The organism is Paracoccus marinaquae (assembly GCF_018860165.1).
Taxonomy (GTDB): Bacteria; Pseudomonadota; Alphaproteobacteria; order Rhodobacterales; family Rhodobacteraceae; genus Paracoccus; species Paracoccus marinaquae.
In genome coordinates this window covers 1-16,954 of sequence record NZ_JAHKNG010000055.1, presented here as the reverse complement: position 1 = coordinate 16,954, position 16,954 = coordinate 1, and the positions used below count along the sequence as shown (strand labels likewise).

Genomic DNA, 16,954 nt, shown 5'->3' with positions numbered 1-16,954 from the left:
TCTCCCGGATTTGAAGCCATACCGCCTCTGGCGGCTTCAAATCCGGGAGAGGAGATCATCGACAAAAACGCTGAAGCGGACCGGCTGAAAGCCGGTGGTTTGTATCCGATACATGGAAAATCAAGACGCGTCCCGGGGGGTTCTGCTTGGCTGGCCCTGTCAGGAGAATGCGGACGTGAATCGAGCCCGGCCCATATCATCGTCGTTCCCGCTGGTCCGCGCCCTTGCGTTGGTCGCGCTGACGCTGTTCCTCGGCGTCGGTGGCGCGTTCCATCCACAGGCAACCTTGGCCAACACACCAGCGCAGGCCAGCATGCCGGCGATGGCGGATCCGGCCCATGCCGCCCATTCGGCGAATTCGGTCGATCCCGCCAGCGGGCATTGCGCGGCGGCGGCGACATGCCTTGCCCCTGCCGAGGCTGCGGGCCTGCGGCTGACAGCACCAAAGGCGCAGGGTTTCCGCGCGGCTATCGCGGGCGATGTCGCGCCGGCCACGCCAAGCTATGGACTCTTCCGTCCGCCCCGGCGGGCATAGCCTGACGCCGCCTGTGCGGCCCATGACCCTGCACGCACTCTTTTTCGAGGGACGACGGATCCCGGCGATCCATCAGGGGTGTAATGCCCCGTTCTCACCGGCGTCTACCACAAGACCCTCCCGAGAAAAGGACTGAAAGACATGGACAAGACCGTATCGATCCCGAACCCGCATTCCAGCGCGGCCTCCGATCAGCCTGTCGGCTGCTGCGGCGGCACGGCAAAGGCGGGCAAGGCGCCGGCGGCAGAGGTCGAAAGGACCCCGACCGCCGAACCTGCGCCGCTGCCTGCCAAGGGTGGCTGCTGCTGCGGCCGGGGGTGAAAGCCCGGACCAGCGGAATGCAAGACAGCGACAAAGGACCTGTTGCAATGAAACCGATCACGACATCCGCCACCGCGATGATCCTCATGCTGGCCGCGCCTGGGCTTGCCCTTGCCGACAGCGATCATGGTCACGGCGCCCCGGGCACCGCCGGCGAGGCCGGCACGATGCAGGACATGATGCAGACCATGATGAAAATGCACGGCCAGATGATGGGCGCGGGCATGAATCCCGGCATGATGGGCGCCCATCAGGGGGGTGGCATGGGCATGATGGACGGCGCCATGATGCGCATGATGATCGACGGCGACATGATGGCCGCCCACGCGGCGATGCAGGCGCGTCTGGCCGAATTCGACGCCGATGCCGACGGCGCCCTGTCCCTAGCCGAGTTCGAGGCGCTGCACGCGGCAATGATCCGGGATCTGACCGTGGACCGGTTCCAGTATCTCGATGCCGATGGCGACGGCCGGATCACCGGTGAGGAAATGGCCGCCCCCGCGCAGCGCATGGAAAGGCGGCGGATGATGCCCGGCGCATCGGGGGAAACCGGGGCGGAAACCGGGGCGGAAACGCCGTCCGGAAACTGACCCCACCCGACCCGGGGACCATGCTGCCCCGGGTCGGAACCCGGTCGGAACGGGTGGCGGCATTGCTGCGTCGCTTCTTCGGCAGGCTGGATCTCGGGCAGGTTCCGGTGCTATGCGCGGACTCGCTCTGCTTCAACCAGCCCGGCCGGCCGGTGAGGCTGATCGGCGCGACCGGGCGGCACTGGCCCTGCCTCGCCGGAAGGCCCGCACCAACCGCAAGCCGTCCATCCCCGGAGACGCGATGATGACGACCCTGCCCGAACCGCAGACCCGCAGCGGCGGGCAGATCCTTGTTGACCAGCTGCTGATCCACGGGGCCGACACCGCCTATTGCGTGCCCGGCGAAAGCTATCTCGAGGTGCTGGATGCGCTGCATGACCGGCGCGACCGGTTCGCCCTGATCAATGCGCGGCACGAGGCGGGCGCGGCCGACATGGCCGAGGCTTACGGCAAGCTGACCGGCAGGCCCGGCATCTGCATGGTCACCCGCGGCCCCGGCGCCTGCCATGCCGCGATCGGCGTGCATATCGCCCGGCAGGACAGCACGCCGATGATCCTGCTGGTGGGCCAGATCGCCCGTGGAACGACCGACCGCGAAGCCTTTCAGGAGGTCGATTACCGCGCCATGTTCGGCACCGTCGCGAAATGGGCGACCCAGATCGAGGATGCGCGCCGGATCCCCGAATACATCGCCCGCGCCTTTCGTGTGGCCACCTCGGGGCGCCCGGGTCCGGTGGTGATCGCCCTGCCCGAGGACATGCTGACCGACCGCGTGGCGGTGCCCGACGCGCGGCCCTACGCGGCCACCGGCGCGCAGATCTCGGCCGCGGATGTCGCGCGCATCAGGGCCGCCGTCGCCAGCGCCGAACGCCCGCTGATGCTGCTGGGCGGGTCCGGCTGGGACAATGCCAGCGCCGCCGCGATCACCCGCTTTGCCGAGGCCAACAGCATTCCGGTCAGCTGCTCGTTCCGCCGTCAGGACATCGTTCACAACCTCTCGCCGGTCTATGCCGGCGAGTTCGGCACCGTCACCGGACCGATGCTCTACCGGCGGCTGGCCGAGGCCGACCTGCTGCTGGTCATCGGCGCGCGTCTGGGCGAGATGACGACCCAGGGCTACAGCCGGATCGACGCCCCGACCCCGCGCCCGCGCCTTGTGCATCTGCATGCCGACGCGGACGAGATCGGCCGCGTCTATGCGCCGGAACTGGGGCTGGCCTGCTGCCCTGAGGCCGCCGCCGCGGCGCTTGACGGCTGCGATCTGGGACGCGGCGCGCAGTGGGCAGACTGGTGCGCCACGCTGCATGGCGATTATCTGGCCGATACCGAGACGCCGACGGACGGTGACTGGGCGCTCGATCCCGGCGTGGCGCTGGCGCAGCTGCGGGACAGCCTGCCCGACGATCTGGTGGTGACGCTGGATGCGGGCAACCATACCGGCTGGGCGCAGCGCTTCCTGCGCTTTGGCCGGCCCGGGCGAGTGGTGGGATCGACCTGCGGCGCCATGGGCTATGCGGTGCCCGCCGCGGTCGCCGCCTCGCTGCTGCAGCCCGAGCGGCTGGTGCTGGCCTTCGTCGGCGATGGCGGCTTCATGATGAGCGCCAATGAACTGGCGACGGCGGCGCAATATGGCGGCAGGCCGATCGTGATCCTGTTCAACAACGGCATCTACGGCACCATCCGCATGCATCAGGAACGCGAGCATCCCGGGCGGATCTCGGGCACCACCCTGCGCCACGCGGATCTGTGCCGCATGGCCGAGGGCCTGGGCGCCCATGCCGAGCGCGTCACCCGCACCGAGGATTTCGCGCCCGCCTTCCAGCGCGCGCGGGCCGCGAACCGCCCGGCGGTGATCGAACTGGTGACCGATCCCGAACAGATCTCGTCCCGGACCACCATCACCGCGCTGCGCGAGGCGGCCAGGGCGCGGCAGACGGTGCGATAACTGCAAGGCTGAAGGGGTCGGAGAGCTACGTCGCCACCGTTCCCCAGATCTTCGACCTGCTCGCCGATCCGCAGGAACGCTATGACATCTTCATGTCGAACTTCACCGAACACACATGGTACCTGCCAGTGATCGGTGACGAAATCTCCGAACTCATGAAGACCTACGTTCAGTATCCTCCGCGCAAGCTTCAGAGCGAAGCCTATGCCGGTCCGATGACGCTTACGCAGTACCAGCGGTTCCAGCACATTCGAGAGCAACTGGCGAAGGACGGCTTCAATATCGGCTTGGGCGGCAATTGACCTGCAGCACCTGGTGCGCCGGGCCAGGTCCGGCGCACGTCTCTGGCACCGGGCTGGCCCCGGCAAGCATGTCGCGTTGGTTGATCGTGAGATTGGTTGCGTCATTCCATGGGCCGCGCCCTCACCCTTCCGAACGGCGTCGCCTGGCTGGATCGGTGACCGGGGTCGCGTTGCTGCTGGCAGACCAGCCGTGACCCCGCGCCCGGCGGCGATAAGGCCGCCGGGCAAGATTGGCCTGAGGCTGATCCCTCACATTCCGAACGGGCCGATGCGTGTCGAGGCGCGCCCTGCGCAAGCCTAACCCGGACGGCGCTCCGCCACCGGCGGGCTGTCCTTGCCCGCAATATAGCGCGCAATCATCAGGTCGAGATGCGCGCCGCCGCCATTCTTGAAGACGGTGATGTCGCCGGGCGCAAGGCGGCCGGGTGCCGCGTCCGCGATCAGGTCATACAGATCCGCCCGCACCGCCTCGGGGGAAATGATCCCGTTTGCAATCGGAATCATCAACTCGCCGATATGGCCGATGGTCGTTTCGCGGTTGTCGACAAACAGCCTGCAACCGGAGATCAGCGCATCATCCGCCTCGCGCATGTCGGACTTGTAGGCGCCGATCAGGTCGATATGGGCGCCCGGGCGAATCCAGGCGCCATGCAGGATCGGCTGGCGCGCCATGGTGGCGCTGGTGACGATGTCGGCGGTCGCTGCGGCCGCGGCCAGATCGGGGACGGCGGCGACCGGGACGGGACTTGCGCCAAAATCCTCGGCCAGTGCCTTCGCCTGATCGGGGCGGCGGGCCCAGACCGAGATACGTTCAAGCTGCGGGAACAGCGCGCGATAGGCGCCGATCAGGCTGCGCGCGACCGTGCCGGCGCCGACCACCAGCAGGTGCCGACTGTCCGGGCGGGCCAGCAGCCGCGCGCCCAGAACCGAATCCGCCGCCGTCTTGATCTCGGTCACCAGCCGGCTTTCGACAATGGCCTCAAGCTGGCCATTGCGCGGCCCGAAGACCTGCATCGCGCCCTGCACGGTCGGAAACCCTTCGGCGGCGTTGCGGTCGAAGATCGTGACCGATTTCACCCCGAAGCCTAAGCCCTCGATAAAGGCGCCGCGGCTGAGCAGGGTGCCCTCGGCGGGGCCGAGAAACATGTCCGCCACCTGCGCCCGGGGCAGGAGGTGGCCGGCGCGCAGGGCCTCGACCGCCTCAGGCCAGGCAAGTTGGCCAATCATCTCGTCATATGAAATCTGCCGGATGCTCATGAAGGTCCTCGGGCTGGTTCTGCGGGGCGGTTCGTGGTGGTCTCGTATCCGAGCCTTGCGTGGAAGCGGGCGATCTCGCCCGGGGTCGGGTCCTGGCCGCAATAGATCCGGACATAGCCCGGTACGCGGGCCATGCGGGGGCCGCGTTCCTCGCGGACCTGCATCGAGATATAGCCGATCTGCACCAGATAGACGGTGCGGGCGCGGACATCGGCATCCTCGGGGGCGAAGCCGAAGCGCAGAAACAACGCCCGGATCGCGCCGAGGCGCGCCTCGTCCTCGGCATTGACCCGCGCCATGACCGCGCCGGATTGATGCGCCCAGCCGCGCACGGCGAAATCCAGTTGCGGCTCGAACAGCGCCTCGTCGTGGAAAACGGCGATCAGGTTCAGCATCGCCTCGGCGATGGTCTCGGCATAGGCGGCGCAGGCATCGATGAAGGCGCCGGTATTCTTGGCCTGCCAGTCCGCCAGCAGCGCCTCAAGCAGCGCATTCCGGTCCTTGAAGAACCAGTAGAAGCTGGCGCGCGAGATATGCAGCCGCGCCGCCAGCGGCTGGATCTTCACCGCGTCGAGGCCCGAGTCCAGGAAGGCCTGCTTTGCCGCCTGCAGCCACAGCTCGCGCGATCCGCGCCAGCCAGAGGCAGCCTCGGCCTCGGCCTCAGCCTGAATGTCCATCCGTTCGCTCATGCAGAAGGGATAGCCCAGGGCGGCGCTCGGGGCAAGAAAATATACAGTTATGACTTCATTATTGACATATGTGTCTAGTTTTGCGAATTTCGCCCGCAGCAGGGAGGCCAGCCATGTCAAGCGACCCGCTTTTCCAACCCTACAGGCTGAAACATCTTGCCCTGAAGAACCGGCTGATCATCACCAGCCACGAACCCGCCTATCCCGAGGACGGCATGCCGACCGCGCGCTATCGCGCCTATCATGTCGAGCGGGCACGGGCCGGGGTGGCGATGACGATGACGGCAGGCTCGGCCTCGGTCGCGCGGGACAGCCCGCCGGTCTTCAACAATATCCTCGTCTGGAAGGACGAGGTCGTCGGCTGGATGCGGCAGCTTGCCGACGAGGTGCATGAGCATGACTGCGCGGTGATGATCCAGCTGACCCATCTGGGCCGCAGGACCGCTGGGACAAGGCCGACTGGCTGCCGGTGGTGGCGCCGGGACACGAGCGCGAGGTCGCCCACAAGGCCTTTCCGAAGAAGATTGAGGATTGGGACATCGCCCGCATCATCGAGGACTATGCCGACGCGGCCGAGCGGATGAAGGATGCCGGCCTCGACGGGATCGAGTTGCAGGCCTACGGGCATCTGATGGACCAGTTCTGGTCGCCGCTGACCAACGAGTTGGACGGCCCCTATGGCGGCAGCCTCGAGAACCGGCTGCGCTTCACCTTCGACACGCTCGGGGCGATCCGCGCGCGGGTCGGCAACGGTTTCATCGTCGGCATCCGCTATACCGCCGACGAGGATCTGCCCGGCGGGCTGACGAAGGCCGACGGGCTGGAGATCTCGCGCCGGCTGAAGGACAGCGGCATGGTCGATTTCCTGAATGTCATCCGCGGCCATATCGACACCGATGCCGGGCTGACCGATGTGATCCCGGTACAGGGCATGCGCAGCGCGCCGCATCTGGATTTCGCCGGAGAGATGCGGGCCGCGACCGGCTTTCCGACCTTCCATGCCGCCAAGATTCAGGATGTCGCCACCGCCCGCCACGCCATCGCCAGCGGCAAGCTGGACATGGTCGGCATGACACGCGCGCATATGGCCGACCCGCATATCGTCGCCAAGATCCTGCGCGGCGAGGAAGACCGCATCCGCCCCTGCGTCGGCGCCAACTACTGCCTCGACCGCATCTATCAGGGCGGCATGGCGCTGTGCCTGCACAACCCGGCCACCGGGCGCGAGCTTGAACAGCCGCACATGATCCGCAAGGCCCGCGAAACGCGCCGTGTGGTGATCGTGGGCGCCGGCCCCGCGGGCGTCGAGGCCGCGCGCGTCGCCGCCGAGCGCGGCCATGAGGTGATCGTGCTTGAAGCGGCGAATGACGCCGGCGGCCAGATCCGCCTGACCGCGCAAAGTCCGCGCCGGGCCGAGATGATGCAGATCATCCAGTGGCGCATGTCCGAATGTGCCCGGCTGGGCGTCGGCTTCCGCTTCAACAACCTTGCCGACGCCGCGGCCGTCCTGGCCGAGGCCCCGGATGTAGTGGTCATCGCAACCGGCGGGCTGCCCCATACCGAGGTTCTGGCTGCGGGCAACGACCTCGTGGTCTCGGCCTGGGATATCCTGTCGGGCGACGCCCAGCCCGGCCGCAACGTGCTGATCTATGACGATGCCGGCGACTACGCCGGGCTGCAGGCGGCCGAGAAGATCGCCGGAGCGGGCGCCAGGGTCGAGGTCATGACCCGCGACCGCAGCCTGGCCTCCGAGGTCATGGCGATGTCACTGACGCCCTTCATGCGCGCCCTGCAAGGCCAGGACGTGACCTTCACCGTGACCTGGAAGCTGGATGCGGTGAGGCGCGACGGCAACGGGCTGGCGGCAATCATCGGCAGCGATTACGGCGGCGTGACGCGCATGCGGCAGGTCGATCAGGTGGTGGTGAATCACGGCACCCGGCCGCTTGACGATCTCTATTTCGACCTGCGCGCCGGCTCGGTCAATCTGGGCGCGGTCGATTACGAGGCGCTGATCGCGGGCCGCCCGCAAAGCCTCGGCCGCAACCCCGCCGGCACCTATCGGCTGTTCCGCATCGGCGATGCCGTCGCCGCCCGGAACACTCATGCGGCGATCTATGACGCGCTGCGCCTGATGAAGAACATCTGAAAGGACGCGCGACCGGGACCGTGGCGGGTCCCGCCCTCTCCGGCGCTGAACCCGTCATGGGCCCCGAATATCCAGGGCCAACTGCCGGTGATTCCTGCTATGGTTGTCGGAACATCGAAGGACGGCGCCATGAGAATCCCCGAAGGCAAGACCCGGACGTCAGGCGGCGACAGAACACATATCCGTCACGCACGCCGGACTGGCCACAGCGGGGCGGCGCCGGCAGTCGCAAGGCGCACGGATCTGCAAAGGCTGGCCGACAGCAGCCCGACCGTTTCTCAGCTGTCTGAGTATTCGCAGCTGGCGAAGGCGACCGTGACACGCAGCCCGGCCAGCGCAGCGACGACGCCGCCGCTGCAGCCGAAACTGCTGAGCAAGGACCGCCTCAATGTCGTCGGCGAGCATCATGACGAGTCTCGGGCCAATGAAACCACGGAACGGGAGATCGCGCAAAGCGAGGCCGGCGGCGGGTATTGGACCGAGGCGGAATTCCGTTTCCATCCCCTGGGCATCCTTGAAAACGACGCGGGGAACACCGGCTCGGTGCAAGCCGACCCTCACATTTACCGAATTGCCCATCGTACGCAATATATGAAGAAACACGCATCTATATTAAAAACATTTTCAGTGACAGTCGGTAAACTTCTGTTATTGCCGACGCCAATGAACCTTAAGTTTGAGCATGGGTACAAACCGACACTCAATGCCAGCCTGCGGTTCATAAACGGGATCATGGACGAATTTGAGCAGATCGAGATCGAACTGAATGCCCTTTCGGGGACAGATGCGCAGGAGATGGAATTCATGCAAGAACATGCGAATTTCATCGAATTACTGAAGGCGCGGCTGCCGGTCCTGATGGAAAACTGGCGTGGCGCCCGCGATGCGGTCGAGGCGCTGTTCGAGGACAAGATGAACGAGGCGCTGTGGCGCGATGTGAAGCAGAAGGTCGACAGCCTGCTCGATGCTGGAGTCGATGAGGTTGTCGCCGCTGGCGAGGCGGATTTCGGCAACGAGCAGGCAATCATGCAGAAAAGAAATATCGTCATGAATACAGCGGCAAAGCTGCGTTCGACCGAGCAGGGCGTGTGGAAGATCGGCGACGAGCACGCGAGGGACATCATGGGTCGGGGGAAGGACCTGCCATACAACCTGATGGACCGCGACGACTTCTACAAGGAACCCAGATACGCGGCCAGGCTAAAGGCTGACGACTGAGGCGCGGGCCAGGCGTTCAGCCCAGCCCACAATGCGGCACCCATCTTGGGGCTTGTCTCCGGCGCGGATGAGCGAGGTCGGCGCCTATCCGCAAAGGCCGCGTACCTGAAGTCTATATCTTATTCACATATTAAAATTAAACGAGATAATAAGGTAAATATTATTTATCTTGCGAATCGTTCGGTATGTATATTTAAAATGGAAATGCAGCGCCGTATTATTCGCACAGGAGTTTGCGACTTTATGCGTGACGGTGATATGGCCTTCGTCTCCCGCTTGGTCGAGCGAAAGCCTTGGTATCCAGGAGAGTTTTCATGCACAGAACACACGACAAGGATCTGAACGCCACGGTGACACGTGACGATGGCGACCGGATCCGCTCGGTCAATTTCGGGGATCACCCTTCCGAGGCCATGAAGGACCGGGCGCGGCAAGGCCCGAAGTCCTTTCTTCGCTCCATGGCGATGCGGCTTGGCATTCCGCCGGAAGAACTGAGTGATCTCGATCGCCCGGCGAGTTTTCACGCGCCCGAGGAAAAGGGCGTCCAGTATCGCCTCAGCGACCGGAAGACCTTCTTCGACACGACCACCTTCGTCTATCGCCAGACCTATCACAACACCCCGGTCTGGGGGGCCGGCATCACCGTGACGGTCAAGGATGACGACGCGCGCATCCTGTCGATGACCGACACCGGCGCCCGCGGAATCGACGCGCCCCTGCCGCAGCCAAGGGAGCTTGCGCCGTTTCGCATCCTTTTCGCCGGCGGGGAGAAGACGGATCCCGACGCCCCCGGCCCGAAGGAGGCCGGCACCAAGGCGGCTGCGGCACAGGCCGGCTCGTTGCTGGATGATATCCTGGGCGCCGCGATCGAGGCCGAGCGCAAATACGGCGATGGCAAGGGGGTGCCGACCCTGATCCGCGGGCGGTTTCAGGTCTATCGCTACGAGACCGAAAAGCGCCTCTACGATCACCCCGTTCAGGATCCCGCCAGGCGCCGCGACGATGCGGGCGACAGCGAGGAGCGTGAAACTCCGATCCTGCCGCTGCCACCCGTGCCGAAATCGATCAAGGACGGCGACTGGCGTTTCGTGGCCGAACTGGTGGTCCGCTTTCCCTATCGCGGCCTGCGCATGAACTGGCGCCTGCTGGTCGATATCCAGACCCATGCCGTGCTGTACCTGCGGGCGCTGGCCTCGGGGGCAAACGGGCTGGTCTTCACCTATGACCCGATCACCAGCACCGGCAGCAACGGCAATGACGCGACCCAGGGCAACGCGGTCCTGAACCCCTTGCGCGACGATGTGGTGCTGGAAGGGCTGGATCCGCCGGTGGGCGGAACCCAGGCACTGTCGGGCAATCTGGTCAGGGTGGTCGAGGTCGATCCCCCGGCGATTGCCGCACCGACACGGCCGGCGGGGGCGGATTTCGACTTCAGCGCGCGAACGGATGAGTTCAGCGCGGTGAACGCCTATTTCCATAACGACCGCTTCTTCCGGCTGGTCGAAAGCCTGGGCTTTCCCCTCGGCAGCTATTTCGACGGCACCAGCTTTCCGATCGACGTCGATCACCGCGGCTTCAACGGCGCGGTCAACGCCCATTGCATCGGTGACGGCGACGGCATCGCCCATACCTGCTATGGCCTGATCGATTCCACGGGCGGCAATGTCGGCATCGCCTGCGACTGGGGCGTCGTGCTGCACGAACTGGGCGGGCACGGCATCCTTTATGACCATGTGAGTTCGGCGAATTTCGGCTTCGCGCACAGTGCCGGCGACAGTTTCGCTATGATCCTGAACGATTATCTGTCGGAATGGCATAATGGCGGTGCCATCGACCGTTTCGCTCTGGCGCCGTTTCCGTTTCCGGGCGGGCTGAGACGATCGGATCGCACGGTGGCCGCCGGCTGGGGCTGGGACGGTCCGAACGATGTCGGCTCCTACAGCAGCGAACAGATCCTGTCGACCTGCATGTTCCGGGTCTATCGCTCGATCGGCGGGGACTCGACGCGGGCGACGCGGCGCGAGTTCGCGGCGCGGATGACGGCCTATCTGATGCTGCGCGCCGTCGGCACGCTGTCGCCGGTCAGCAACCCGAACGATCCGGCGCTGTTTCTCGATGCGCTGCTGACTGCGGATGCCGGCGACTGGACGACCGAGGGCCTGTTCGGCGGCGCCTATGAGAAGGTGCTGGCCTGGTCCTTCGAACAGCAGGACCTGAATGACGGCGCGCCGCCCATCGTCGATGTCTATATCGATGACGGTCGGGGCGGCGAATACGAATACCTGCCCGATTTTACCGATGCCGCCGCAATCTGGAACCGCCGCGCCCCCGACGGGCTGGCCGGCCATCAGGAGCCGGGGCTTGGCACCAACTATGCCTATGTCAGGGTCCGGAACCGCGGCAGTTCGGCCGCCGACAACGTGGCCGTACGCGGCTTCCACAGCAAGCCCCTGGCCGGGCGGAGCTGGCCGGACGACCTGCAGCCGATGACCACGCCCGAACTGGGCGCCGGCACGATCCAGCCCAACGATGCCGAAGAGGTGGTCGTCGGCCCCTTCGCCTGGACGCCTGTGGCCAATGCCGAGGGGCATGACAGCATGATGATGATCGTCTCGGCCCCGGGCGATCCCAGCAATTCCGACAAGTTCGGCGCCGGCGAGGAGATCGAGGACTGGCGGCTGGTTCCCAATGACAACAATATCGCCGTGCGGGATGTCCGGCTGGAACCCCGGCTGGTGACCGTCATCGCCGACAGCGGCGAGTTCGGGAATGTCTGCCCGGGCAGCCACAAGGACATGGTTCTGGTCCTCAGCAACAGCGGCTTCGGCACGCTGGCGATCCGCAACATCACCTCGTCCTCGGGCGATTTCCTCGTGCCGGGCGTGGTCAGCTATCCGATCGCCATTGCCTCGGGCGATTCCGTCGAGGTGCCGATCCGGTTCCAGCCCGGCGGCTTCGGTCCCGCGGCCGGTGTCATCACCGTGTTCAGCAACGATCCCGAAGGCCCCCGGACCATCCGTGTCTCGGGCCAGGCCAAACCGCCAAGACTGGTGGTGATCGTTCCCGACCATGGCGATTTCGGCGAGGTCTGCCCGGGCTCGTTCGCCGACAGGATGCTGATCCTGAACAACAGCGGCAAATGCCCGCTGACGATCAGAGCGATCACCTCGTCCTCGGCCGAGTTCGTGGTGGCGCATGTCATGTCCTTCCCGATCGTCGTCGGCGCGGGCGATTTCGTGCATGTCCCGGTCCGGTTCCAGCCCGTGGACCATGGCGCCAAGGCCGGCACGATCACCATCGACAGCGACGATCCGGCCGGCAAGAAGACCATCAAGCTGACCGGCAAGGCCCCGTCGGGGCGGCTGACGATCACCGGCTCGACCTGCATCGGCGGGGTCAGGGCCTGCTGCGTCGGAGAGCGGACCATCGCCCTCTGCAACACCGGCAAATGCGCGCTGCATGTCACGGATGTGGGCTTCGATCGCAAGACCGGGCACTGGCGGCTGGTCAACAACCCCTTCCCGGCGGTGCTGCATCCGGGCTCGTGCCTGAACCTGCTGATCCGCTACAAGGCAACCGAGAAATGCCCGAAATGCGTCCAGCTGGTCATCAGGAGCGACGATCCCGACATGCCGGTCCGAAAGCTGGATCTGATGGCCTATACGGTCTGGCCGCACTCGAAACCCGGGAAGTCAGGATGCGCCTGCGATGATGATTGCGGCTGCGGCCCCTGCGATGACGGCTGCGGGGTGCAGAGCCTCGATCCCTGCTGTTTCGACGAAGACTGCGACGAGAACGGCCGCAGGGACGAACAGGGGGACGATTGCTGAGGCGGCCGGACCCTGATCGGGCGGCGGGTTGCGACGCGACATCTCCGGGTGCTGGCCGAAGGGATTTGCCTGTCTGAACGTGAACGACCCCGCTTGCGCGGGGTCGGACTTCTACGATCAGGCCAGGCGTCTGCCTTATCCCTCGGCATCAACGGGCGACAGTGAGGCATCCGGGGAAACGCCCTCTGCCACAGGCGCGCGCCGGCGTTCGATCAGGAAATACAGGATCACGCCGATGACAACGGCATAGACCGTCGATTTCGGATCCGGCATGGCCAGAACGACCGCGACGATCCCGGCGACCCCGCGTTCGGTCGAGGTCTTCAGCTGCTCGATCCCGACCATGATGCAGATATAGCCGGTCAGGACCAGGGTCAGCGAAAGCGCGATCGGCAGGACCGGTTTGAAGATCGTCACCAAGGGCAGGATGAAGAGCGCGAGGAAGCCGAAGATCCAGAACGTGCCGGCGCCCGAGAAGATAGACTGCATCGCGTTCCGGTCGCGGCCATAGCGTTCGGCGACGGTGGCGTGGACCGGCGTCCAGAGCGGACCCGCAAGCCCCGGCCAGGGCGCCAGAACCGCGTGCAGCGCGTTGCGGATGCCGGTGACGAGGTGGATGCGGCTGACATTGTCGTCGATCTTCTCGTCGGTGCGGATATGGTCGACACGCTCGGTCAGCGTATTGCCGACGATGATGTCGCCGAAGGCGACGACATAGGCGATCAGCGCGGTCGGAATGGCCAGCAGGAAGACGTCCAGCCCCGGCAGCCCCACGGACAGCATGCTGTATTGCGCCAGCGCGCCGAAATCAGGCTGGGTGATGCCCCATTCGATCTCGGGCACCGGATATTCGCCCACGCCCCAGCCGATCACCATGGCCACCAGCATGGCCGGCACCATGCCGAAATCGCCGATCCGCTTGGCGATCGGATGACGGGCCATCACGTCCCTGAAGGACAGCGAGAACAGCAGGTAGAAGGCGATGAGCGTCCCCGCGATCAGCGAGATCGGGGTGGCCTCGATCCGCCCGCCGACCTTCAGTTCGCCCATCAGCGCGGCGATGCCGGCACCGATGATGATCCCCGATTTCAGCGAGTTGGGGATCATGTCGACCAGTTTCGCGCCGAACCCGGTCAGACCGAAGACGATGAAGATCACGAAGACGATCAGTTGCAGCGCGATCATCGCCTGCACCGCCTCGGGGCCGGGTGCGAAGCCGCCAAGGAACAGCAGCGTGACCGGGATCGCCGGCGTGATCCAGCCCGGGACCAGCGGCACCCCCAGAAGCGCGGGCAGCATGAAGCCGATGCCGCAGATGAAACAGCCGGCCAGCGCGGCCTCATAGGGCATGCCCAGATACTGCTGCAGCAGCGGAATCATCCCCAGCGAGACGACAAACATGATCAGTGCCTGCACCGCCTCGGGAACCTCGATGCGGTAATGAACCAGCGGCAGGCGGACCTTGAAGGGCCCGACGGGCCAATAGGGGTGCTCGGCACCTTCCGATCGGGTGTAAAGCTGCATTCAGAGAATCCTCCTCTGTTCGGACATGCGTGGGATGGGATGTTTCGGCCGGGATGGCCGGGGTCAGGTGCCGGGCGGCGCGGACATGGCTGCCGGGGTGCGGTGGGCTTCGGCCTGCCCTCAGCCCGCCTTCGCGAGGCGCCGCGCCGCTGAGGTCACCTTCACCAGCGCCTCGCCCTCGACGACGACGGTATCGTTGACCCTGCAGACCGTCCGCAGGGTCACGCGCGCCCGGTCGCGGACCATGCCCTTCACCGTGACCGTCGCCTCGACGGTATCGCCGGGGCGGACCGGCGCGAGGAAATTCATCTGTTGCGACATATAGACCGTTCCGGGTCCGGGTAGCCGGTTGGCGATCGCCGCCGAGATGGTGCTGGCGGTCAGAAAGCCATGCGCGATCCGGCCTCCGAAGGCCGTGGTCTTGGCGAATTGCTCGTTGATGTGGATCGCGTTGTTGTCGCCCGAGGCGCCGGCGAACAGGATGATATCCGCCTCGGTGATGGTCTTGGAAAAGCTGGCGGACATGCCTTCCTGCAGATCCTCGATATCGTATCCGTTAAGCTCGTTCATCGTCGTCTCTCCGAAGAAATGGGTTTGAGGCACAAGGGCCGAAGCGAAAGGGGGCCTTGTCTCAGCCCGCCAGTTGCAGATCGGCCGCGGGCAGGTCCAGAATATCGGCCGTTCCGGCCATGGCGGCGCTGCTGCAGGCACGCGCCCTCGGGAAGACATGGGTCGCATAGACCCGTGCCAGCCGCCGCTTGGCCTGCAGATAGGCGCTGTCTTCCCCGGCGCTGATCCGGGCCGCGGCAGCATGGGCGGCATCGGCCATGACCCATGCACCCACGCACAGCCCGAACATCTCGAGCACGTTCGAGGCGGCGGCCAGCGCGATCCTCGGCTCCTGCCCGAGAAGCCAGTCGAGCATCGCCTCGATCTGATCGGCGGCATCGCCGGCCAGCGTGCCAGGTTCGGCGTCGTTCAGAGCCGCCGTGGCGCGGATATCGGCGACCAGTTCGCGGGCGGCCTTGCCGCCATCGCGCAGGATCTTGCGCCCGACCAGATCCAGCGCCTGAATGCCGGTCGTGCCTTCATAGATCGTGGTGATCCTGGCGTCGCGCAGGTGCTGGGCGGCGCCGGTTTCCTCGACATAGCCCATGCCGCCATGGACCTGCACCCCCAGCGAGGCGGTGTCGATCGCGGTTTCGGTGGACCAGCCCTTGACGATGGGGATCAGCAGATCGACCCGGCGCTGATGGGCGGCGCGGATCTCGGCCTCGCCGGCACGGGCCGCGAAATCCAGCGACCGCGCCGCGCGATAGGCGATGCCGCGGGCGGCATCGGTGCGGGCGCGCATCACCGCCAGCATCCTGCGCACATCCGCATGCCCGATGATCGTCTCGCCGTTCGACGCATCACTGGGCCTGCCCTGCCGGCGCTCGGTCGCATAGGCCGTCGCCGCCTGGGTCGCATGTTCGGCCACGCCGATTCCCTGCAGGCCGACATTCAGCCGGGCGTTGTTCATCATCGCGAACATATATTCCAGCCCGCGATTGGGCTCGCCCACCAGATAGCCGATGGCGCCGCCATTGTCGCCGAAGGACAGGGTGCAGGTCGGGCTGGCATGGATGCCCAGCTTGTGTTCGATCGAGACGCAGCGCACATCGTTGCGCGCGCCCGGATCGCCGTCCGCGTTCACCAGATATTTCGGCACCACGAACAGCGAGATCCCCTTCACCCCCTCGGGCGCATCCGGCAGGCGGGCCAGCACCAGATGGATGATGTTCCCGGCAAGATCATGCTCGCCATAGGTGATGAAAATCTTCTGCCCCGACACGCGATAGTGGTCGCCCTCGGGCAGGGCCTTGCTGCGCACGGCCGCCAGATCGGAGCCGGCCTGCGGCTCGGTCAGGTTCATCGTGCCGGTCCATTCGCCGCTGACCAGCTTTGGCAGATAGGCGTGTTTCAGGTCATCCGAGGCATAGCCCTCGATCGCCTCGATCGCGCCCTGGGTCAGCATCGGGCACAGCTGGAAGGCCATGTTGGCGCCCTGAAACATCTCCTGGATGCAGGCATTGACCAGTTGCGGCAGCCCCATGCCGCCATGGTCCGGATCGGCCGAGGGGCTGTTCCAGCCCATCTCGACCAGGGTCTGATAGGCAGGCTTCCATTCGGCGGGCGTCGTGACCTTGCCATCGGCGAAGCCCAGACCCGCCAGATCGCCGGGACGGTTCATCGGGGCGAGGATCTGGCCGGCATATTTCGCGGCTTCCTCGAGAATGGCGCGAACCATGTCGGGTGAGGCGTCCTCCAGCCCCGGCAGGGCCGCGACGCCCTCCAGATCGCAAAGCTCTTCCAGAACGAAGATCATGTCCTGCAGCGGTGCGGTATAGGTCATGGCTTTGCTCTCCCTCACATTTTTCCGGTGAGTTCCGGGACCACGGTGAACAGATCGCCGACCAGCCCGTAATCGGCGATCTGGAAGATCGGGGCTTCCTCGTCCTTGTTGATGGCGACGATGACCTTCGAGTCCTTCATCCCGGCCAGGTGCTGGATCGCGCCCGAGATGCCGACGGCCACGTAAAGCTCGGGCGCCA

Annotated in this window: 13 protein-coding genes and 1 pseudogene; 8 read left to right on the top strand and 6 right to left on the bottom strand. The window is 65.7% G+C overall.

All coding sequences use genetic code 11. The annotated features are described in order from the left end of the window. Positions 1-286: 286 nt before the first annotated feature. The 5 genes from KNW02_RS18540 (at position 287) to KNW02_RS18520 (ending at position 3,693) form a co-directional block, all read left to right on the top strand. The gene (locus tag KNW02_RS18540; RefSeq protein ID WP_216034699.1) at positions 287-535 is read left to right on the top strand and encodes a hypothetical protein; all 249 of its coding nucleotides are present in this window, start codon (positions 287-289) and stop codon (positions 533-535) included. Between the two features lie 141 nt (positions 536-676). Continuing rightward, positions 677-856: a hypothetical protein gene (locus tag KNW02_RS18535; RefSeq protein WP_216034698.1), complete on the top strand. Its 180-nt coding sequence runs from the start codon at positions 677-679 to the stop codon at positions 854-856. A 47-nt stretch (positions 857-903) separates the two neighbouring features. Continuing rightward, the gene (locus KNW02_RS18530; RefSeq protein ID WP_252734087.1) at positions 904-1,446 is read left to right on the top strand and encodes a penta-EF hand family protein; all 543 of its coding nucleotides are present in this window, start codon (positions 904-906) and stop codon (positions 1,444-1,446) included. A gap of 244 nt (positions 1,447-1,690) precedes the next feature. Beyond that, positions 1,691-3,391, top strand: a complete 1,701-nt coding sequence (locus KNW02_RS18525) for a thiamine pyrophosphate-binding protein (RefSeq protein ID WP_216034700.1) — start codon at positions 1,691-1,693, stop codon at positions 3,389-3,391. A gap of 92 nt (positions 3,392-3,483) precedes the next feature. Next, positions 3,484-3,693: a hypothetical protein gene (locus KNW02_RS18520; protein ID WP_216034697.1), complete on the top strand. Its 210-nt coding sequence runs from the start codon at positions 3,484-3,486 to the stop codon at positions 3,691-3,693. A gap of 297 nt (positions 3,694-3,990) precedes the next feature. Here KNW02_RS18520 and KNW02_RS18515 read toward each other — a convergent pair whose 3' ends face one another. After that, on the bottom strand, positions 3,991-4,950 hold the full coding sequence (locus tag KNW02_RS18515; protein ID WP_216034696.1) for an ornithine cyclodeaminase family protein: 960 nt from the start codon (positions 4,948-4,950) through the stop codon (positions 3,991-3,993). After that, complete coding sequence (locus tag KNW02_RS18510) at positions 4,947-5,627, bottom strand: TetR/AcrR family transcriptional regulator (protein WP_216034695.1); 681 nt, start codon at positions 5,625-5,627, stop codon at positions 4,947-4,949. Before KNW02_RS18510 ends, KNW02_RS18515 begins: the two co-directional genes overlap by 4 nt. A gap of 125 nt (positions 5,628-5,752) precedes the next feature. Here KNW02_RS18510 and KNW02_RS18505 point away from each other — a divergent pair. The 3 genes and pseudogenes from KNW02_RS18505 (at position 5,753) to KNW02_RS18495 (ending at position 12,836) form a co-directional block, all read left to right on the top strand. Next, positions 5,753-7,788, top strand: a pseudogene (locus KNW02_RS18505) (oxidoreductase). Positions 7,789-7,917: 129 nt separating this feature from the next. Beyond that, complete coding sequence (locus tag KNW02_RS18500) at positions 7,918-9,006, top strand: hypothetical protein (protein ID WP_216034694.1); 1,089 nt, start codon at positions 7,918-7,920, stop codon at positions 9,004-9,006. A 314-nt stretch (positions 9,007-9,320) separates the two neighbouring features. Continuing rightward, positions 9,321-12,836 carry a choice-of-anchor D domain-containing protein gene (locus tag KNW02_RS18495; protein WP_216034693.1) on the top strand — a complete coding sequence of 1,172 codons (3,516 nt, stop codon included), beginning with the start codon at positions 9,321-9,323 and terminating at the stop codon, positions 12,834-12,836. Between the two features lie 135 nt (positions 12,837-12,971). On the opposite strand, the gene KNW02_RS18490 is transcribed toward KNW02_RS18495, so the two are convergent. The 4 genes from KNW02_RS18490 to KNW02_RS18475 form a co-directional block, all read right to left on the bottom strand. Beyond that, positions 12,972-14,360, bottom strand: coding sequence for a solute carrier family 23 protein (locus KNW02_RS18490; protein WP_216034692.1), 1,389 nt, complete (start codon positions 14,358-14,360; stop codon positions 12,972-12,974). Between the two features lie 120 nt (positions 14,361-14,480). Then, positions 14,481-14,930, bottom strand: a complete 450-nt coding sequence (locus tag KNW02_RS18485; RefSeq protein ID WP_216034691.1) for a MaoC family dehydratase — start codon at positions 14,928-14,930, stop codon at positions 14,481-14,483. 61 nt (positions 14,931-14,991) lie between these two features. Continuing rightward, positions 14,992-16,755 (bottom strand): acyl-CoA dehydrogenase, encoded by a 1,764-nt coding sequence (locus KNW02_RS18480; RefSeq protein WP_216034690.1) that lies wholly within the window; start codon positions 16,753-16,755, stop codon positions 14,992-14,994. Positions 16,756-16,769: 14 nt separating this feature from the next. After that, a partial coding sequence (locus KNW02_RS18475; RefSeq protein WP_216034689.1) for an electron transfer flavoprotein subunit alpha/FixB family protein occupies positions 16,770-16,954 on the bottom strand: 185 nt, incomplete at its 5' end.